We start from the raw sequence: 20,565 nt of genomic DNA, 5'->3' as shown, positions 1-20,565 counted from the left end.
AAGTGAGGCAATCAAGCGAAGACGCCATGAATACACCTCTTGTAATCGGAATTTTAATACTGCTTTTCGGAATATACTTGCGCTATTGGATTAACCGAAGAAGATTTAATAGAAGAGGCCCGAGTGGATTACAACATTTCGCTAGTTATGAAAAATCGGTAGCGACCCGTTCAATTGAAGGTTTTTGTAAACTTTTGGCTTATGCTTCTATTTTGATTGGGCTGTTTTTAATCATCAATAATTGGTAAACGATTTTTTTTAGATAATTGGTATTAACAAATGAAAAGAATAAAAGGATACATTATTGCATTTTTTAAAGAGATTTATGGAGTATGGTTTCCCTGGTTAGACATTGCTATACTAACATTGATCTATTTATTCCTTTGGGGAGAACATATTAACCCCTACCGCGAATACCAGCTTATAAAGTATGGAAAAGTGGCGGTTGGTAAGATTTCCGGAGAAGGCGGATTATACCAATACTCTGATAGCCCAAGAATGCGTGATTTTGAATACACATTTAATCTACCCACGGGAAAACTTATTAAATCAAATGCTCACACTTTTACACTCGACAAGAAAAATTGGAAACAGCCTAAATACCCGTTAATTGCCGAAATATTGTATCTTTCCAATAATCCAGGTATCAACTGGATAAAATCAGACCTATCAGCTACGCTTGGAGATTTCTTCTATAGAACTTTAATATTCGGCACCCTATTTATAACTATGCTGTATATGATTGCAATGATTGTGATCAGACTAAGTATTCTTCAGGAACGGGAACAAAAGCGGGCTAGAGAATTTGCAAAGGAAGGACGAATTTTAATTAAATTACCAATACAACAGTTGAATTAGAAATTGTAGGGCTGGTTGTTAATGAATATATTAAAATATTATATACCTAATTACTGTTTCCACAATCAGCCTCAAGCCCTATCTTTGTCGAGATGAGTTTACCGTTTCGAATTACCTTTGAAGACAAAGATTATACCTATACCATACTAAGCAAGAAAATTGATAAAGATACTTCTGAAATAAAAATCAGTTTTGATGGAGAAGAACTAACTATAACGCGTAACTCCTCTGGAGAGTGGGACGTATTGGAGCGTACTATTAGTGATGGACCTGACCTAAAAAAGTCTATTGCCCGAAATGTAGCCTTAAGGTATCGGCTGAAATAAAATCATCTATGACGCTTTTACAAATTCCCCCTTATCAGTAACGATTTCATTCCCCAAAGCAGTAATCGCTTCCAAAACAGGAACAAAGCTTTTACCAAACTCTGTTAAACTGTAAATGACCTTTACTGGTGGTTTTTTACCATGGACTTTTCTCGATACCAAACCATCTTTTTCTAATTGTTTAAGCTGTAAGCTTAAAGTCATTTCGGTTATAGCAGGCATCTCTTTGCGGAGTTCATTGTATCTTTTTTCATCATCCTTTAAATGGTAAAGAATAACAGCTTTCCATTTACCACCAAACAAATCCATGGTTAGGCTTACCGTACAGGGATAAGTTTTGCCTTTTAGTTTAACATAGTCATAAATGCATTCCGGTTTAACTCTCATCTTTCTTAACCTATATATTTTGATAGTTATTGCAAATCTAAACTACTAAAGATAGTTTTGCAACTATAATTATTATAGTATGTCATTAATCATTTTAGCACACCCGAAATTCGAAACGTCTTTCGCAAACAGCACAATAATAGATGTATTGAAGAGTAGTGATTTGGAAATAGAAATCAGGAATATCCATAAGCTATATCCAGATTACAAAATAGATGCAAAAGCAGAACAGGAAACTTTATTAAGACACCAAACTATCGTTTTTCAATATCCCATATATTGGTATAATATGCCCGCCATTTTAAAACTATGGTTCGATGTGGTGTTCGACTATCAATTTGCCTATGGATCAGAAGGCGACAAACTCAAGAACAGGAATTTCTTACCTAGTTTTACCGTTGGCGCACCAGAACATGAATACCAAACTCTGGGCGACCATCATTTTAGGGTTTATGAATTCTGCAAAAACTTGGAGCAAACCGCCTATTATGCACAGATGAATTATGTCAACCCCATTTATTTCCACGGAACATCCTTAGCTGCTGGTTACACGGCGGATGAAGTAAGAGAGAAAGCTAAAGCCCATGCCAATAACTTGGTGGCTAAATTGGAGGAATTGGGTTAGTCATATAGACTTATATTTTATCAAATTTATCTGTATATTATTCAATAAAAGATTTTCACCAAACAATGCGCTCTATGATCTATTGTTACCTAACAAATCATAATTTCTTATCAGGCAAAAAGAAAACACCATCATTTAGGCGAGTACTATCATATTTACAATCTAATGTATCTATAACTCTAAAAAGTATTTTCCTTCTAAAAAAAAGTTCCTTCAGTATATGGTTTTGCTGATATTGAATTTTCTCAGTGAACATTTCTCCTCTTTTAAGTGATTTTTCAGGCAACTCAGTAATAAAATCTTGGGTTGAATGCGTACCGTTTTTCAGGGGCTTTTCATCTAAATATACTAATGCAACTTGTTTGATAGTTCTGGTATCCATACCCTTATTAACTACAGATAAATATAAATAAGTTGAAAGATCCTTATTAGTTCCCCAACCTATAGTTGCCTCCAATTTTCCGCTCCTAGAACTAATGTAAACAAAAATATTCCAGCTCAATGCTAATAAACCAGCGAGAGCACCAACTATTTTAACTAATTCAAGGACATTATTCATTTGTAATTTTTATTTTAACGCAGCACATAAACTAGCTCTGTCAGATTTATGAATTTTCAAATAATCCAGTTTTTATCATTGTATCCTGCTCATTGATAAATGCCAATAAACTTTCTAATTCACTATCGACCGAATCCCACCACTTAGTTGACCAGATGCGATGAAAAACGAAGCCAAATTTCTCCAACTGCTCTTGCCTAAAAACATCCCAGGCATACGCCTCCGGACTTGAATGATATTTAGCACCATCGCATTCAATCGCAATTTTTCTTCCAGCTGCTGTTTTTGGATGCACAACGATATCAACCCTAAACCCTCCAACTTCATATTGCTGTTCGAGCCTTGCTGGATCAATATATTGAGAAAGGCGAGCAAACACTTCTTCCTCGAAAGGAGACTCCGAGCCTAAAGCGTTTTCGTTACCACTATATAATTTATCCGTACAATGCTGGCTTAGAAGGTTTAGAATACCTTTACGCTGTTCTTCTTTTCCTTCGCTCACTGCCCGGGCATAATTTAAGTATGCATATAGAACGGCTCTTCCACGATTACCTTTTTCCGCAATCAATTGCGCATACTGGCCTATAAATTCTTCTGGAAAAGAATTGCACACAAATACTTTCTGTTTGGCCCTGGTGATGATAACATTGAGCATACGATGCCCTTTTCCCTGTATGATAGGCCCAAACTGTTGCGAAAAACTACCATCAACCTTTCTTCCAAAAGTATTGGAAAGTATAATGATATCCCGTTCATCGCCTTGAATGTTTTCGAGGTTTTTTACAAAAAAGCTATCCCCTAGTGCGCTCATTAATGAATCGAATTCAACTGATTCCCTTCTTGCCGATCCAATTTCCTCTAGTATCAGATTGCGTTGATAAAGATTGAACGTTGCCACCCCAACACTCGGATATTCACCTTTTTCGTCAGCAATGATACGTTCCCTTAAAATACTAACTACCCGTAATGCTTCTGCCCTATTGGTCTGGTTTTCATACACTCCATTCACCTGAATGAATTCAATCGGCACATAATCTTTTTGTGCAGGAACAGGAATTAACCGCTTCCCATAAAAAGCATGGTTACTGAAATCAATTAAATGGGGATGCTGGGAACGATAATGTACCGTAAGATATGATTCCCTAAAGTTCTTATCCACAGCGAAAGCAAGTAGTGATTCGCTCTCTGCCAGAGACTGGTCTGATTTTTTGACAGCAAGGTTCTCATCAACTTCATCGTCTCCGTCATCCTCTCCATCCAAAGGGTCTAAAAGCGCACCGCTGCCCTCAAAATAAGAAGATGGGGCCATTTGGTGCTTGTCCCCAGAAACAACTTTGGCTTTGCCCCTGATCAATGAGGCGTAGGTATCCTCCAATCTCAATTGACTGGCCTCATCAAAAATGACAATATCAAAGATGCCTTCTTCCAAGGGAATGATCGAGCTGCATACCGATGGATTAAGAAGGATTACTGGAAAAAAATCCGTAAAAAGCGGAAACTGGTTTTTGATGATATATCTGAGCGAATTCCTTCGCATTCCTTTTGCACCCTTTTTATTGAAAAGACTATTGATCGAAATATTAGCTGTTCGTAATGTCCTAACACTTGCCGCCTGTCTTTCCCTCCAGCGACCTATCAAACTTATGAGTTGCGCCTGGTCAAACTCTCCCTTGAGTTTTCTATAGAGCTGGATATCGTAATCTCCTTTTGGAAGTTGCTGTGGCTCGTTTAAAGAAAGCAGCCAGAAAAGGTACCAGCATTCAAATGCATTTTCCCAAGAACCTTCTGAATTCTCCCAGGATAACCTGATCAGCCGTTGAAATAATGGACTGCACCCTAAAAAATAGCTTCTCCATTCATGATAGGTACGAAAGGCATTCATTTGGGAACTCATCATTTCTATCGTTCCATCAATCGACGTAACCTGAGCCACTGCTTCTTTCAGATCACCGTAATTTTGGTATAAACCAGTACACACATTTGTACCATTAGGTGCTTCGATTTCCTTAAAACTTTCTTGGATATGGTGATACAGCTTAGTTCTATCTGCATGGAACTGGTTAAAGGTTTTGAAGGATTGCAAATGAGTTGCCAGCTTTTCTATAACCAGAGGCAAATGGGCAATCAATTGATTGATTTCTACCAGATCATCTTTATCTAGCAGTTCATATTTTGATTTTAAATCCGAGGTCGTATTCCAGTACTTTATCAGCATCTCCGTGGCATGTTTTTTAACTTCCTGGAATTCTGGATGAAAATGTTCTACAGAAATCTTATCTGTATAATCTAAAATACGCCCTTCAGTACCCTTGCCCCAATCTTCAAGCTTACTTGATAAACTCTTTATATTGTCAATGTAGATAGAAAGATCTATAGTCTGTAAATGATCATTGTAATCATGGGCGATATATTCTTTTTTCAGATGAAAATTCCTTATATCAACAATTTTTTCCTTTAGCTGTATACGGGCCCTTTTGAGTTCACGATACCTCTTGGAAAATAACCCTAAAACATTTGTCTTTATTTTCGCACCCGTGCTATTGGATAAAAAGAATGCACCATGGGCAGTTAGGTTTTCTTTGATAAACTGCTCATAAGAAGAGAGTACCAAGTTTAACTCCTGGTGATAGAATGCGTAATGCTCCATAAGGTTTTGCTGATAGCTTGCTTTAAGTAGCGTAGCGGCCTCCTTAAGCTGTTCTAGTTTAGCTCTCGCCTCCTCTATCGTTTCTTCCAGTGCAAACTTACTTGGTAATGCTCTCGACTGAACAACTTCTCCCATTATAAATGGCAAGTAGTCTCTAAATTCATTTTTAATTACCCTTGGAAAATCGTCGTAAACCGAGCTAGACCAGGTTTTCGAATCGGCCATTCCATTTTCCAAGACCTCCTTAAGTTTGGGAATAACTTCCCTCCCCTGCGCTATAAAATCCTCAACGATCATCCGTGAATCACCCAATGTTCTTTCTACAAAAACACTATCATTAATCTTAGCCATAGTATCATGAATCTGGCTAGAAGCCACAAACAGATGGTTGGCCTTGGCTAGTGAGGTTAGAATCTGACTGAGTTCTGCCTGTTGCTCAGTTAACAGAAAATCTTCTTTCCTTAATACATTGCTTAACGGGATTGAACTAAAATTCTTTTTTAATGACAAAAAACGGCCAACTAATCGGCTCCAAGTTTGTCCATCGTAAATTGGTGCTGCCAGCGACAGATGCTGTTGGTTAATAGTAGCGGTTACTTCACTGATTTTTTCGATTACATTATGGTATTGTGACCTAGCCTGCAAAATTTGGAGCTGATCTAAGGCTATAGTCTGCCTATCCCTTACCGAGTCTACTATTGCCTCCCTATCCTCATTCACATCATCAATAACGGCTACCAAATGCGCCATCTGTGGATGCGCACGTTCTATGTTGCTTTTAATTACATCCAATGCCGTTTTCTTTTCACAAACCACTAGGCACTTTAATCCGTTGGCAAGTGCATTGGTTACCAGAGCGGTTAAAGACTGGCTTTTGCCAGTACCTGGAGGACCTTGGATAATCTGATTACTGTGCAATCCAAGGGTGCTAATAATTGCCTGTTGAGTGGGGTCTGTACTTACTGCACTAAAGGGGGTATCCGAAATATTTTCGACCTTAAGGTTGTCGAACTCAAACTCGTCGAAACGATCCAGTAATTTTGTGATATCGTTTATAATACTTTCCTTTTGCGCACGAAAAAGACCAAACACCCCTCCGAAGTGGATGTAAGCCTTGTTATTGGCAATTCCATCTATTTCTGCCGCATCGGGTAAGCTTACGATAGGTTGTTCAAACTTATGTTTAAGAATCTCGAGGTGTTCCTGCAAAGTCCCCGAATTCAAGGCACTGAGTACATTCGCACAAGATAACAGCAGCTCATCTTTATCAATCAACACGTCATCAAGCACATCACCATCAAAACCTGGCAGGGTAATATTGTCCTCTCCCTTTATAAAAGAAAGTAGCACTTCGTTAATTTCTACACTGTGGATAGCAGAATCTACTAGTCCCTTACTGCTGTGCACCAACTTATTTCTCAAAAAGGACCATTCGTTAACCTTGACCTTAGACTTCAGTGCATCTAGGGGCCAAATAAAAAGTGGCGCTTTGATTATCTTTGAAGGATCTTTTGAAGAACGCCTTACCAGTATGGGATAACCAAAACCCAACGTTTTTACGCCATGTTCCTTGTAATAATCCTCATTCTCAATAATAATCGAATTTAAACGCTTAGCGATCACGCCTAACCTCTTCTGCTCCTCAATTGTAAATTTATTCAGGTCTACGTTGTCAAATGTCACCGTAAATTCAACGTTGGGCTTGCTCAATAGGATATCCAAAAACCGACCAGAAAGGCCTGCTTCTACTAAATCCAGTTGCTTGACATCCATCCTTGTGGCAAGGCGACCAGGCAATGCATTCAAATGTATTGATCTGGCGTTTCCACCTTTCAATTTATCTTGTAGTTTTTGAAGAAAAAATTTAGAGGACATCAGCGAGCATTATTAAATATCGTCTAATTTACATTTTATGTTCGCAAATAAAAAACGAGCGTATCAGGTATCCGTATTTTTGAATTAAATGTGCAGGTGCACTGCGGATATGATTATTATTTTTACAATCAATTTCAAGTATTAACTTTGCGGAGATGAGTTTACCATTGAGGATTACATTTGAAGGCGAAGATTATACCTATACCATATTGACCAAGAAAATTGATAGGGAAACCTCCGAAATCAAGATCAGTCTAAATGGCGAAGAATTGACTATCTTCCGCAATGGATCAGGCGAATGGGATGCTTTGGAACGCACCATAACCGATCCACATGGCCTATTGAAGGCCATAGCGAGGAATGTAGCACTGCGGTATCGACTTAAATAGTGTAAAATTGTAGTAATCTTAAAAATATGCATACACTATAGTTAAAACTGTACGAGAGCTAATTAAATGAGTTTTGATTATAATTATTTTCTAAAGACTTTCAATTTATTTTACCAATTGTATTAAAAGAGATAAATATAATTGTCCAGACAAAACGTAAACAAAAATTATGGTAGACAATATAAAAAATAGCTGTTTTCTAATCAAAGTGCAGGATCAAAATGAAGTAATAATTGATCGTGGTACAGGATTTTTTATTAATGAGAATGGTTTTTTTATATCTGCGGGACACGTATTTAAGAATCCTAACTATTCTTACGCAGCAGAAATTGAAGAAAAGTCACATAAGATTACTGAGATTTATAGTGAGTACACGCCAGAGGACGAGTATCACAGTAATTTATTTACTGACCTTTTTATCGGCAAAATAAATATCATCCCTGTTGCATCAGTAATTTTTTCAGAAGAAAAGCCTAAGATAGACGAGATAGTGACCATCTCTGGTTACAATAGACTTCTATCATCAGTGGAAACTTCAACTTTTAGACAGCTCAACACATCGGTAGAACCCGGAGCATGCGTTAAAGTCAACAAAAAAACTGATAATTTCTACATACTCATTAATGCCTTTAGAATATCTCCGATACCTCAGGCATCAGCCGGACTTAGTGGAGGACCTGTTACTTTAAATGAGACTTGCGTAGGGATTTTAAATACTACAGGAGAATGTCTATTATCTAATTACATATTACAGAAATTAAAAGAGTTAAAAATATCTTTTAACAGAATTTAATGAGACTATAATTTCAAATATAATTAATAATTACTACAGAGAAACAGATCTTCCGTTTTCTAAAAATCCTTTTGCCTCACTATCATCACTTTTTTGTTTTTGCTCGTTCTCAACCTTTGGCTTTCTATCATCAATTTTTTTGAGCTCATTTTCAAATATCAATTCAATATCAGCCTTAATTTTTAGGTAATTCTCTTGAATATCCATTTCGCTTACTTTCTTAATTATAGGGACAGATTGGTAACCTTCCTCTTCCCTACCAATGGCCTCATGGTCATTCTGTATCTCACTATGAAAAACCTTCAGCTTAATTTTCTGGTCAGGATTATCTGCAACAATACCCACAAACTCACCCGAAGAAAGAGATGAAATTTTAGAAGCAGGTATCGCATAATCCAGTTGTGTAGATTTAGAAATAGAAGTATCCGAGCTATTGATACTGAGGCTTGTTCTATCCTGCATAATTTTCCCAAAAGTTTCCGATAGTTTTTTAGCCGTACTCCCAGTTACTTGACCACTAATAATATTACCCACAATCCCACTGATTACATCGGCCTGGTCTGCACCATAATCCTTTTTAAGTTGACTAAAATCCTGAACTGCCAGCGTTGTTGATACCTTGTTACTTCTAGCAGTCGCTATTAGACTATCCATATTATTAAAGTAAATCGTTGGAAACTCATCAAATACCAGACTACTTTTTAGTTGTCCCTTTCGGTTAACGAGTTTGATCATTCTGGAAATGTAAAGCGATAGCACAGCTCCGTAAGTTTGTATCTTCTGTGGATTGTTGCCTACACATATTACTTTAGGTTCTAGCGGGTTATTTACATCAAGGGTAAAATCATTACCGCTAAGTACGTAGTATAATTGCGGTGACGACAATCTCGCCAGCCCAATTTTTGCACTGGCAATCTGCCCCTCTAACTGTTCTCTTGCCTTATTCTGAAATGCGGAAACAAAAGGATTAATCAAAACCTTGATCTCCTCTTCCTCTTTCAAAACAGCAAATAAGGGATCGTAATCTGCCTGCATTAGTTCAATCACATGCGGCAAAGTACAGTACTTACCATTTTCGTATTTACGCAGGTACCATATAATACCGGTCAAAAAGTTGATCGGACTTTCAACAAAGAAATCGCCTTGCTTTTTGATCCAATCCCGGTTAAGCCCTAGCATAATCGTTCGACTTGCTTCTGTAGCATCTGTAATATCTTCCATACTCTCGGGGTCGAGCGGATTACACCGATGTGTTCGGTTTAGGTCATCAAAATTGATAATGTAGAATGCAGGCTGTACTTTAAAGTTCTTACGGTATTTTAATAATTTGTTATAGGCTATCTTGGTCAAGTCATCGTACTTGAAATCGTAAATAAACATAGAAAATCCCTTTCTAAGATGCTGATCTATAATATGCCTGATTACAAAATATGATTTTCCCGCACCTGGGGTTCCTGCCACCAACATTCCACGAAATGGATTGATAAAATTAATCCAGCTGTCCCTTGTCTTGTTCTTCAATCTGTATTTGGCTGGAAGATTAATGGAATACTCGTTCTCTAGCAATCTTTCTTCTTGCGGAAAGGTTTCGTTTTCATCGTTAAAAATATCCTTACTCAGGTTTTCCTGTATCAACCTAGAAAGCGTAGCCCCGCCCGATAAAATAAGTAGGTAGCCAATTACGGTTATGGATATATACACTATCGAAACGATATTTTGAGCTAGAGGTAAATAGTAGAAAAGACCGCTAGCAAAATATAAAACCAATCCCGAGAACAAATATTTAACGATTGACTTAAGCTGTATGTTTTCATCCTTCTTGCCCTTTAAACCAATTAATGATATTCCTAAAAAAAGCAATGAAGCCAATTTTGCATTCATCATGTGATTAAAGACTGCCGTCTTTGAGATATTGAAAATTATTCGATCAGTAATCTCCGCTGTCAAGCCCCATAGATTGAAAACCTCATAACAAAAGCTGTAAAAATGGGTGCCCAAAACTACAATACTGATAAAGCGGGTAAAATCTACGATTTTTCTGAGCCCTTGTGCATCCTCTCCTGTATTCATGGTCGTTCCTTTAAATTAAATAAATCAGTATTTCCCTAACGAGAAAAACTCCTATATTTTTTTCTTTTCTTCTTTCTTTGCCCAACGGTTGGCACTTGATCAGTCTTACTGCTTTCCATCAGGTCTTTTAAATAATTGGTTGGCGTAATGGGTTCGAGATAAGATTTTGTTTGCTCTTTAGTTTTAAGATAAGTTTTAGGCCTGTCCACGTTATTTAGGCGGTCCAGCAATGCCTTTGCGCCATATTCCCTGCCTAGTCAACGACAATTTTAACTAGGTATATACATAGCGAAGTGTAGTCTTATATGTTTATATATAACTGGTTATAAATAATAATGCATTTTTGTCTGATTTTTCTTTTTGGCTACACAGAATGTACATCCTTTTGTGCTTGTTCATCTCTACTGACTCCGATGCAAATAATTGCTGACGCTGTGTCCTTCTCATGATAACGTTAAACTTTTTAAAGAAAATACTCTAGTCTTAAATAAAGTTTCATTCATGAGTCGAATACGGGTTCCCGTAATCGATAGAGCTTTTATTTTATTATATTTGTTTGAAAGGTAAATTGTTGTTTATCTAGATTTTAATCAAATAAATTATAGAAAGAAAATGAGCGCTCATGACCCAGTAAAGCATATAAAATTTTTAAGACAAACATTATCACAGGACAAAAAACCATTAGGTTTTTTTATTTCGGCAGGTTGCCCTCTATCTGTAAATATGCCAAAGGATAAATGGCCTTTAATACCTGACGTGGCAAAACTAACTCAATCGGTTACAGATAAATTAAAGTCTAAAACAGATGATAAAAACAATTATGACAAGCTAATTGATGAAGTAATCCTTTCAGAAAAAGATGAGAAAAATATTGAAGACATTTTGAGCTTTCTTCGAGGATTGAAAGAGGTCTCTGTTGGCAATTCAGTCAGAGGATTCACAAAAGAGAACTTAGTTGAACTTGAAAAAGATATATGCAATAAAATTGCAGAAAAGCTTGAAGTAAATCTCCCAGATAAAGATACACCATACCATAAACTTGCCCAATGGATTTCAATTGATAGAGAAAAACCAATTGAGGTGTTTACTACAAATTATGATTTGCTTCTTGAAGAAGCCTTTGAAGATTTATCAATTCCATATTTTGACGGATTTGTAGGTTCAAGACAATCTTTTTTCGATTTACGTGCAGTAGAGGATAACTTGATTCCTAAACACTGGACTAGGTTATGGAAAATTCACGGTTCAATAAATTGGTTTCAAAAAGAAAACAAAGAGGTTTACAGATCGAGTTTGACAAAGGCTAATGGTGATTCATATTTGATATATCCTTCTCATTTGAAATATGAACAAAGTAGAAAAATGCCATATTTAGCTCTAATAGACCAACTTAATAGATTTTTAAGACTGCCAAATTCATTAATGGTATTATCAGGCTATTCATTTAATGATGAACATTTGAATGATACAATTTTAAGTGCATTAAAAGCAAATCCCAATTCTATGGTTATAGCTATGTTATTCGACACATTAACTTTTGAAGACTCAGAAAAAAAAGTTGTTGAGCGTTATCCTAAAGCAATACAATTAGCCAAAAGAAGAAATAACCTTGCTCTATGGTCTTATGATGAGGCTATGATTGGAACTGTAAGAGGAAAATGGAAAATCCCTTTAGAAATGGAGGATGAAGATAACTTGGCAAATTGTATCCAAAAAATATCATCTACTGAAGATTCAGAGGAAAAACATCTTTTAAAATTAGGAGATTTTTCTAAGCTAGGAGATTTTTTGCAAGCACTTATAGGCTATAACCAAACTAAATTAGATGAAAAATAATTCTACATACTTAGGAACGGTTCAGGATGTAACTGGTACAACCATAAGGGTAGCAATGGTTAATGATTCATTATCAGGTTTGACTTATGTTAACGGGGAAGGTTATCGAATCGGACAAATTGGAAGCTTTGTCAAAATCCCTATTGGATATAATTACCTATTTGGTATTATTACACAAGTTGGTGCAGGTGCTGTTCCTGAAAATCAAGTTGCAAATCAACCTTATGGCAATAGGTGGATTACAATTCAATTAGTTGGTGAAGGACAAAGAGCAGGTGAGTTTCAAAGAGGTATTTCCCAATATCCAACTATAAGTGACGAAGTTCATTTAGTTTCAGAGGAAGATTTAAAAAGAATATACGGACAACCTGATAAACCCTATTTTGTGAATATTGGACATATAGCTGGTGCTGAATCTATTCCAGCATTAGTTGATGTGAACAAATTAATAACAAGACATTCTGCGGTTGTAGGAACCACAGGTTCTGGCAAATCTACAACTGTTGCAAGCTTATTAAATGCATTATCAGATACAGAGAAATATCCGTCTTCTCGGATTTTGGTTTTTGATATTCATGGTGAATATGGTCAGGCTTTAAAAGACAAAGCCAATCTTTATAAGATAAATGCAGATAAAAGTGAGGGAAGTGTTGAAAAAGAACTTCTACTTCCGTTTTGGGCTTTAAATTTTGACGAACTGTGTGAGGTGAGTTTTGGGAAAATTTCAAACGAAAAAGATTATAATACAATACTAGAAAGGATATTATCTGAAAAAAGAAAAAGCTTAGAAAAATATCATAGAAAAGGGTTGAGTACGGACACCTTAAATGTTGATTCTCCAGTCCCTTTTAGTTTAAATCATCTTTGGTATGAGTTATATACACAAACTCTAGGTAAACTGTATCAAGATAAAGAGGGGAAGCCACTGGCTTATGAATTAGATAAAGAGGGGAATGAAATTAAAGGAGACCCAGTTAATGGGCTTCCTCCTATCTTTAAAAAAATTAATTCAAATGGGGCTAATGGGGACCGAGTTCAGTATCAGAATGAATCTCCTTTAACAAATGGACAACAACTTCATTCTCTTGGTTCAAAATTAAGGATTCCAAGATTTGACTTCATTTTCAAACCTACTGATTTAACCCCAAAACATGATGGAGAGGTAGACAAAGATTTAGATGAATTATTGAAAGGTTGGATTGGAAGTGATAAACCGATTACAATTTTAGATTTATCAGGCGTTCCAATTACAATATTGAACACAATAATTGGCGTTCTACTTAGGATAATCTATGATGGCTTATTTTGGTCTCGAAATCTTTCTCAAGGAGGAAAAGAAAGACCACTTTTACTACTAATGGAAGAGGCTCATAATTATTTAAATTCCGAGGGAAGTGCACTTTCTATTGTTCAAAAAATAGTAAAAGAAGGCAGAAAATATGGTATTGGGACAATGATAGTGAGCCAAAGACCATCTGAGATAAATTCTACAATCCTTTCTCAATGCGGTACTTTCTTCGCTTTAAGACTTTCAAACTCCACGGATAGAGGTCATATTACTAGTGCTGTTTCTGATAATCTTGAAGGTCTCACTAGTATGTTACCGATTTTAAAAACAGGTGAAGCAATAATTTTAGGTGAAGCTGTAAAATTGCCTATGAGAACATTTATAAAAGCTCCTTCAAAAGACAGGAGACCAGACAGCCAAGATCCAATTGTTTTTGATGAAGTTGAATCTAAAGACTCACTTCGCCCTGGGGGATGGGGTAATAAAATGGAAGAAACTCCAAATTATGAAGAGTTCATTGAAACTTGGAGAGCTCAAAACCCGAAAATTGAACGTATAATTAAATAAAAATGGAAAGAAAACCTGTAACATCATCGAATATCGCTTCAATTGGATATGATGAAAACACTTCAACTTTAGAGATTGAATTTTTGAATAATACAATCTATCAGTATTTTGATGTACCTCAACACATTTATGACGGGATAATGAGTGCTGATTCGCATGGGCAGTATTTAGCCCAGAATATTAAAGGCGTATATCGCTACTCTAAAGTTTAATATTTACAATGGAAAGATACAGAAATTCAGGAGGAGATTCAGGAGTCTCCTCTTTTGAAATAGGTGCTGATTATATCACTGTAAAGTTTTCGGGAACTACTCGAATTTATCGCTACAGTTACAGAAAAGCAGGACAAAACCACGTAGAAACTATGAAAAGACTTGCCCGAAATGGTAGTGGTTTAAATAGCTATATCAATCGATATGTGAAAAATCTATACGATTAATACAATAACTATATGCGATCAAAACTATTAAAAATCTCTTTTGGGAATTTAGGATGTATCGGTAATGAAGGTTTGTCGGTCAGCCTTGATAACATCCTATGCCTTGTTGGTGATAACAATGCTGGTAAGTCAACTGTATTGAGAGCTTATGAATTAGCTGTTGGTACGCAAACATACTCTTACGATAAGGACTATTGTAAAAGGTCCGATGAACAAAATACTTATGTAGAAATTTCTGTTCACATACCCGAAGGAACGGCTAATATAGCTGAGAAGTGGAAAGAGAAACAAGAAGATTTATTAGTTGTAAAAAGCAGATGGGAATGGGATAAAAATGGTTCTAAGACAAGGAAGACCTACGATCCCGAAACTCAAGAATATTCCGATGATGGTAATGCCGCAGGCTTGGATAATGTTTTTAATAGCCGATTACCTGCCCCTTTCAGAATAGGTGCATTGGAGAATCCGCAGGCGGAATTAAAAAATTTATTGAAACTTATAGTTGATCCTATCGCTGAGAATCTACGTTCTCATTTAGAGAATAAAGAATCTGAATTGAGCAAGGCGTTAGAGATATTTACTGGTCACGCTCAAAAGCCAGTGGAGGAGCATAAAGAGATTATTGAAAAAATAAGCCAAAGAATGACTAATAGTCATAATAAAATCTTCCCAAATCTTTCTATTGATTTAAGTATAGGAATGTCTGACTTAAAGGTTGACCCTCTCGATGCGTTGATAAAAGGATCTAAATTAAATATCAAGGAGTTTGAAGAAAATATTGACTGGGATCAGCAAGGAAGCGGTTCTCAGCGGGCATTATTTTGGTCATTGTTACAGGTTCGTTCCAGGCTACAGGCGGTAAAAATTTTTAAAGCCGATAATGAAAAGAGAATAAAGCAAATAGAAAAAGATATTAAGAAGCTTGAAAGCGAAAGGGAAAAGGCGAAAACCGATGCAACGAAACAAACGAAGCAAGAAGCGATTGATGAAAAGACAAAAGAGTTAGAAAATGCACAAAAAATTGAAGCAGAAAAAGCAGTAGATGAAAGGAATAATGAAGTGGCATTACCAGGGTATATGTTGCTGATAGATGAACCTGAGATAGCACTTCACCCAAATGGAATAAGAGCTGCGTCTAAATACTTATATGAGCTGGCAAACGATCCATCTTGGCAGGTTATGCTTACGACACACAGCCCTCTTTTCATTAATCCTTTTGAAGACCACACGACAATAGTTCGGTTATCAAGGAATGAGGGTAATCCAACTCCAAATACTTATCGGTCTGATGAGATCAAATTTTCAGAAGAGGAAATTGAAAACCTGAAATTACTTAATAGTTTTGACCAAAACCTTTCTGAAATGTTTTTCGGTCAATATCCTATTCTGATTGAAGGCGATACTGAATATGCCGCGTTTGATACCATTATGAGAATGAACGCCGATAAATACCACGTTAATTGCCGACCAATATTAATAAGAGCCAGAGGAAAATACACAATCATTCCTTTGATAAAAATGCTCAAGCATTTCAAAATAGATTTTTCTGTACTTCACGATACTGATTATCCAAAGAATAAAAAAGGGAATATAAATAATGTATGGACGGGAAATCAAGACATTTATGTTGAGATAACGAATGCGAGAAAATCAGGTCTAAGAATAGTTCATAGAGTTTCTATGTCAACATTTGAGGTAGCTCATAATGAAATCGAACTTGATGAGGATGGAAACTATAAATCTTCATCTGCTAAAGATAAACCTTGGATAATGTTCAAAAAAATTAAAGATGAAGATGAGGTGAAAAAATCTATAGAAGCAATTTTAGATGATCTTATTGATACAAAATGTAAGGAAGAGCCATTTGATAAAGACTTTTCTGAGGGATTGGGAGAGGAATTTCAGAAATGGGTAGGAGAAAAAGGCATAAAGGATATGAGGTTTGTTGTATAAAATAATAAAATTAGGATGCTAAGAATCAATCAACAGCTTAAACGCTTAGAAATAAAAGAATTCGAAATCGAAAACCAAATCGTTTTCAACTATTTTGACAGCCTTCCTGCGACGGAACGGGATGAAAAGCTACTCCGGTCTATTTATATCGGTGTGCTGGCACTAATGGAAGACCGTATGTCAGCATTTCTTTCCAAAACCAGTAATGAACTGGGAACAGAACTGGAAAGCCTGAAGATGATCTTTGATATGAAAAAGGAGCTGTTTTACAAATCCTCTATCAAAGGAATATTGGCAGAAGATGAGATAGTCGATTTTCTCAATCAATATTTTGTAGAGAAAAGATTAAAAGACCGGGCAATACTTACGGGCAATACAGCAGGAACTATTCCAAGAAATAAAACAGGCGATATCATTTGTGAAGTAGATGGTAATCCAAATCTGAGAATTGCGATTGAATGTAAATTCGACAAAAGTGTCCGGTTAGGAGATATCGAATCCAAAGATTTGTTTACAAGAAAGACCGATACCGCTTGGAGCCAATTGCTCGAAGCGCAAGCTAACAGGGATGCAAAAGTAAGCCTAATTGTATTTGATATTTCATTGGTAGATAACTCTGTTCTTAAAGAGTTTGAAAATGTAGGGTATATTCCCGGTGTCGGATTAGTTGCGATCATCAATTCACAAAAGGGAGATTATTCCAATTTAGCAATAGCTTATATGCTGGCAAGAGATATTGCGTTAAATGCAAAACAGGTAGACTTAGATAAGGATTTGTTGGCGATATTGGTCAATCGGCTTATAAAAGACATCAATGAAATCACAACAATAAAAAGTCTGGTTTATAATAATATTGAGAATAATAAAGCTATTCTTAAACAACTGGAAAAAAGTATCTTGTTAATGGAGTTTAATCAACAATACTTCAAAAAATTCTTGACCGATGGTACATTGACAAAAGAGGATTTACTGAATTATTATCAGGGAGAAGATGTAAAAGATAAATACCGTTTAATCGAAAATGAAATCAATGCGCTGAAATGACGGATATTTCTCAACTCCTAAACACACTAAACACTTCGCCGAGTGTTGAACTGTTGCGTTTACGAAACAGAGCAATAGTTATTGAATTTCTTGTAAACACCTTTTCAAACAAGCAAGGTGCAATTTCTTTCGAAAATATGCATACACAATTAGCGGATTTTTTGGAAGGACACGAAATCGAGAATGACGAAGAAAGCGAAATCAGTGTGTTTGATACGTATGAAGTAAAAGCTAAAAAATACATTCAGAAATGGACAAACAGCGGTTTCTTAACAAATTACCCTGATGAACAAGGCGAAGTATCCTATGAACTTTCTGTCCATTCAAGCAAAACCATAGACTGGTTAGTAAGTTTGAAAAAGGAGGAATTTGTTGGTACAGAATCCAAGTTCAACAATATTCTGAATCAGTTGAAAGAGTTGGTGGAGTTTACCAATGAAGATGCCGAGAAGCGTATTCAATTACTGGAAGAAAAGAAACTGGAAATTGAACAACAAATTCAACGCATAAAAATCGGTGAAGATGTAAAGGTATTTGAAGAATTTGAAATCGTTCCACGTTTCAACCAACTCAATCAGTCAGCGAAAGAACTATTATCCGATTTCAAGGAAGTAGAAGATAATTTTAAAGAAATAACAAAAGGAATTTATCAAAAACACGCTGAAGGAAGTTTAACGAAAAGCGATATTCTGTCTTTTACTTTTGATGCTCTTGATGAACTGAAAGACAGCCAGCAAGGCAAAAGTTTCTACGCATTCTGGTCATTTATTCTCAATCCTGATTTGCAAAACAAATGGGAAAGTCTGACTAAAGAATTGTATCTGACTTTGGAAGAAAAGGCTATTCCTGTCAACGATTCGTTTCTCAAAGGAATGAAAAATCATTTGTACAATTCGGGAAGAAAGGTCTATAAAGCCAATGATAAAATGGCTGAAAAACTAAGTCGTATCATTCGTGAAACCGAAAGCACAAAATCGGAAGCCACGAAAAAGTTGATCCAGGAAATCAAAAAGCAATTGGTAGAAATCAGCAAAACAAAAAAGAAGCCCGACATTTCGTTTGAATTGGAAACCGAAATTGAAATCAATATCCCGTTTGAACGTAAATTAGCGACCGAACAAAATGAAGAAGTTACTTATACCAACAAACCAAAAATAGCAGACGAAAACATTATGACCTCCAATCATTTAGAAAAATTGTTTTCACAATCCAACATTGACAAAGAGTTGCTAAGGAAAAGAATCAAAGATATTTTGAAAGAAAAATCGCAAACAACACTTTTAGACGTGGTTGAAAATTATGGCGGACTCGAAAAAGGTTTGCCCGAATTGTTCGGATATATTGGAATTGTAAAAGAGTTTAAACACGTTATCAATCCCGAAAAAACACAGAACATAATCTTCGATGTGGAAAGAGGAAAACACATAAAAATTCCTGAAATAATTTTGACTAAATGAGTAGCTTAGAACAGTATATTACCCCATATAGCAAAGCAATTGTAAGATTGCTTAAATCCACAGTTGAACGCACTTCAAACGTCTGGGATGACATCATTCTTTATCAAAATGAAATTCAGGATTATATCAGCCAGATTGGTTTAGAACTTATCGTAAAGAAAGACGAAGGATTTGCTTTTGTGAAACAATTGGAAGACAGCGAAGGTAAAACGCTTGGCTTGGTAACAAGACGGCAAATTGGTTTTGAAACATCCATAGTTTTGGTCGTTTTAAGGCAAAGCTTAGAAGATTTTGACAGCAACCCAACACAATTGGCAAGTGAGAAATTTATTACAGATACAGAAATTAAAGATGAGTTGGAACTCTTTCTGCAAGAAGGTTATAATAAATTGAGATTTCAGAAAGATTTAGACAAATATATTCGAAGTGCAGTAGATTTAGGTTATTTAAAAGTAATAAATGAAAAAGAAAACGAAATAAAATACCAGATACACCGAATTATCAAAGAAAAAATAACGCTGGATATATTGCGGGATTTTCAAACAAAACTGAAAGAATATGTTGAGTCTGTTTAGCACCAGTTCCCACAAAGCAGGTTTCAGACTTCAATACATGGAAGTTTACAATTGGGGAACTTTTAACGAAAAGGTTTTCAGAATCAATCCGCAGGGAAATAATTCATTGTTGACCGGAGCAAATGCCTCAGGAAAAAGCACCTACATTGATGCGTTGTTGACGTTAATTGTTCCTGCAAAAAAAGACCGTTTTTACAATCAATCATCCGGTGTTGATAAGAAAGGCGACCGAACCGAAGAAACGTATGTATTAGGGCATTACGGAAACATCCAGGAAGAAGGCAAAAGTTCAACCTCTACACAAAAACTGCGTGATACAAACACCTATTCCGTAATTCTTGCTTCCTTTTCAAACACCGACCAAAAGCAAATTACGCTGTTTCAGGTTCGCTGGTTTTCTAATAATGAATTGAGACGGCAATTTGGAATTGCTCATGTTCCGCTTGAAGTAGAAAAAGATTTTCGTGATTTTGATGCTAAAGGCTTGTGGAAAAGAAGATTGGATAAAATGTACAATGCCAATGCAACTAAAAACAAGATTGAATTTATAGAAGGACCAACAGCTTATGCCGAAAGAATGTCCAATTTGTTTGGGATGCGTTCTGTTAAAGCGTTGAGCTTGTTTAATCAGGTTGTGGGCGTAAAAGTTTTGGAAGATTTGGATGAATTTATCCGAACAAATATGCTGGAAGAACAAGATGCAGAAGCTGAATTTATCCAACTTAAAGAAAGTTTTTTGACTTTAATGGATGCTAAAACCAATATTGAAAAAGCCAAAGAACAAATCAAACAACTTACACCAATTAACGAGATAGCAAACAAATTAAATGTAATTCAAAATGATTTACATTAGTTAGAATTATCAAAAGAAACGGCT

General features: G+C 35.9%; 19 protein-coding genes. 15 read left to right on the top strand and 4 right to left on the bottom strand.

Going from position 1 to position 20,565, the window contains the following annotated elements; genetic code table 11:
- The first annotated feature begins 26 nt into the window (after positions 1-26).
- The 3 genes from C4F49_RS14825 to C4F49_RS14815 all read left to right on the top strand — a co-directional run bounded on the left by C4F49_RS14825 (position 27) and on the right by C4F49_RS14815 (position 1,184).
- Positions 27-248 (top strand): molybdenum ABC transporter permease, encoded by a 222-nt coding sequence (locus C4F49_RS14825; protein WP_196936623.1) that lies wholly within the window; start codon positions 27-29, stop codon positions 246-248.
- Between the two features lie 31 nt (positions 249-279).
- A complete protein-coding gene (locus tag C4F49_RS14820) occupies positions 280-858 on the top strand; it encodes a hypothetical protein (RefSeq protein ID WP_196936622.1) in 579 nt (192 codons plus the stop codon).
- 92 nt (positions 859-950) lie between these two features.
- Positions 951-1,184, top strand: a complete 234-nt coding sequence (locus C4F49_RS14815) for a hypothetical protein (protein WP_196936621.1) — start codon at positions 951-953, stop codon at positions 1,182-1,184.
- Between the two features lie 6 nt (positions 1,185-1,190).
- Here the strand turns inward: C4F49_RS14815 and C4F49_RS14810 are convergent, their stop codons facing one another.
- Positions 1,191-1,571: a winged helix-turn-helix transcriptional regulator gene (locus tag C4F49_RS14810; protein ID WP_196936620.1), complete on the bottom strand. Its 381-nt coding sequence runs from the start codon at positions 1,569-1,571 to the stop codon at positions 1,191-1,193.
- A 79-nt stretch (positions 1,572-1,650) separates the two neighbouring features.
- Here C4F49_RS14810 and C4F49_RS14805 point away from each other — a divergent pair, with 79 nt between their 5' ends.
- Positions 1,651-2,196, top strand: a complete 546-nt coding sequence (locus C4F49_RS14805; RefSeq protein WP_196936619.1) for an NAD(P)H-dependent oxidoreductase — start codon at positions 1,651-1,653, stop codon at positions 2,194-2,196.
- A gap of 97 nt (positions 2,197-2,293) precedes the next feature.
- On the opposite strand, the gene C4F49_RS14800 is transcribed toward C4F49_RS14805, so the two are convergent.
- A complete protein-coding gene (locus tag C4F49_RS14800) occupies positions 2,294-2,755 on the bottom strand; it encodes a hypothetical protein (protein WP_196936618.1) in 462 nt (153 codons plus the stop codon).
- Positions 2,756-2,801: 46 nt separating this feature from the next.
- Positions 2,802-7,277, bottom strand: a complete 4,476-nt coding sequence (locus C4F49_RS14795) for an AAA domain-containing protein (protein ID WP_196936617.1) — start codon at positions 7,275-7,277, stop codon at positions 2,802-2,804.
- 155 nt (positions 7,278-7,432) lie between these two features.
- On the opposite strand from C4F49_RS14795, the gene C4F49_RS14790 reads away from it, so the two are divergent.
- Positions 7,433-7,666 carry a hypothetical protein gene (locus tag C4F49_RS14790; RefSeq protein WP_196936616.1) on the top strand — a complete coding sequence of 78 codons (234 nt, stop codon included), beginning with the start codon at positions 7,433-7,435 and terminating at the stop codon, positions 7,664-7,666.
- A gap of 169 nt (positions 7,667-7,835) precedes the next feature.
- Positions 7,836-8,459: a trypsin-like serine protease gene (locus C4F49_RS14785; RefSeq protein ID WP_196936615.1), complete on the top strand. Its 624-nt coding sequence runs from the start codon at positions 7,836-7,838 to the stop codon at positions 8,457-8,459.
- Between the two features lie 33 nt (positions 8,460-8,492).
- Here the strand turns inward: C4F49_RS14785 and mobC are convergent, their stop codons facing one another.
- Positions 8,493-10,529, bottom strand: coding sequence for a conjugal transfer protein MobC (mobC, locus tag C4F49_RS14780; RefSeq protein WP_196936614.1), 2,037 nt, complete (start codon positions 10,527-10,529; stop codon positions 8,493-8,495).
- Between the two features lie 612 nt (positions 10,530-11,141).
- On the opposite strand from mobC, the gene C4F49_RS14775 reads away from it, so the two are divergent.
- The 9 genes from C4F49_RS14775 to C4F49_RS14735 are packed head-to-tail and all read left to right on the top strand — an operon-like array spanning position 11,142 to position 20,541.
- Entirely contained in the window at positions 11,142-12,365 is a 1,224-nt protein-coding gene (locus tag C4F49_RS14775; RefSeq protein ID WP_196936613.1) for an SIR2 family protein, read from the top strand.
- A complete protein-coding gene (locus tag C4F49_RS14770; RefSeq protein ID WP_196936612.1) occupies positions 12,355-14,220 on the top strand; it encodes an ATP-binding protein in 1,866 nt (621 codons plus the stop codon). Before C4F49_RS14775 ends, C4F49_RS14770 begins: the two co-directional genes overlap by 11 nt.
- A 2-nt stretch (positions 14,221-14,222) precedes the next feature.
- The gene (locus tag C4F49_RS14765) at positions 14,223-14,432 is read left to right on the top strand and encodes a KTSC domain-containing protein (RefSeq protein WP_196936611.1); all 210 of its coding nucleotides are present in this window, start codon (positions 14,223-14,225) and stop codon (positions 14,430-14,432) included.
- Positions 14,433-14,440: 8 nt separating this feature from the next.
- Positions 14,441-14,659, top strand: coding sequence for a hypothetical protein (locus C4F49_RS14760; RefSeq protein WP_196936610.1), 219 nt, complete (start codon positions 14,441-14,443; stop codon positions 14,657-14,659).
- A gap of 12 nt (positions 14,660-14,671) precedes the next feature.
- Positions 14,672-16,612, top strand: coding sequence for an AAA family ATPase (locus C4F49_RS14755; protein WP_196936609.1), 1,941 nt, complete (start codon positions 14,672-14,674; stop codon positions 16,610-16,612).
- Positions 16,613-16,627: 15 nt separating this feature from the next.
- Positions 16,628-17,656, top strand: a complete 1,029-nt coding sequence (locus tag C4F49_RS14750) for a hypothetical protein (protein WP_196936608.1) — start codon at positions 16,628-16,630, stop codon at positions 17,654-17,656.
- Positions 17,653-19,113 (top strand): DUF3375 domain-containing protein, encoded by a 1,461-nt coding sequence (locus tag C4F49_RS14745; RefSeq protein WP_196936607.1) that lies wholly within the window; start codon positions 17,653-17,655, stop codon positions 19,111-19,113. The genes C4F49_RS14750 and C4F49_RS14745 overlap by 4 nt, the downstream gene beginning before the upstream one ends.
- On the top strand, positions 19,110-19,688 hold the full coding sequence (locus tag C4F49_RS14740) for a DUF4194 domain-containing protein (RefSeq protein ID WP_196936606.1): 579 nt from the start codon (positions 19,110-19,112) through the stop codon (positions 19,686-19,688). Before C4F49_RS14745 ends, C4F49_RS14740 begins: the two co-directional genes overlap by 4 nt.
- Positions 19,672-20,541: an ATP-binding protein gene (locus C4F49_RS14735; protein ID WP_196936605.1), complete on the top strand. Its 870-nt coding sequence runs from the start codon at positions 19,672-19,674 to the stop codon at positions 20,539-20,541. Before C4F49_RS14740 ends, C4F49_RS14735 begins: the two co-directional genes overlap by 17 nt.
- Positions 20,542-20,565: the final 24 nt, after the last annotated feature.

This window comes from Sphingobacterium hungaricum (assembly GCF_015210005.1).
In the GTDB taxonomy this organism is placed as follows: Bacteria; Bacteroidota; Bacteroidia; order Sphingobacteriales; family Sphingobacteriaceae; genus Sphingobacterium; species Sphingobacterium hungaricum.
The sequence above is the reverse complement of the archived record's forward strand: the minus strand, read 5'-3'. Positions and strand labels throughout refer to the sequence as shown.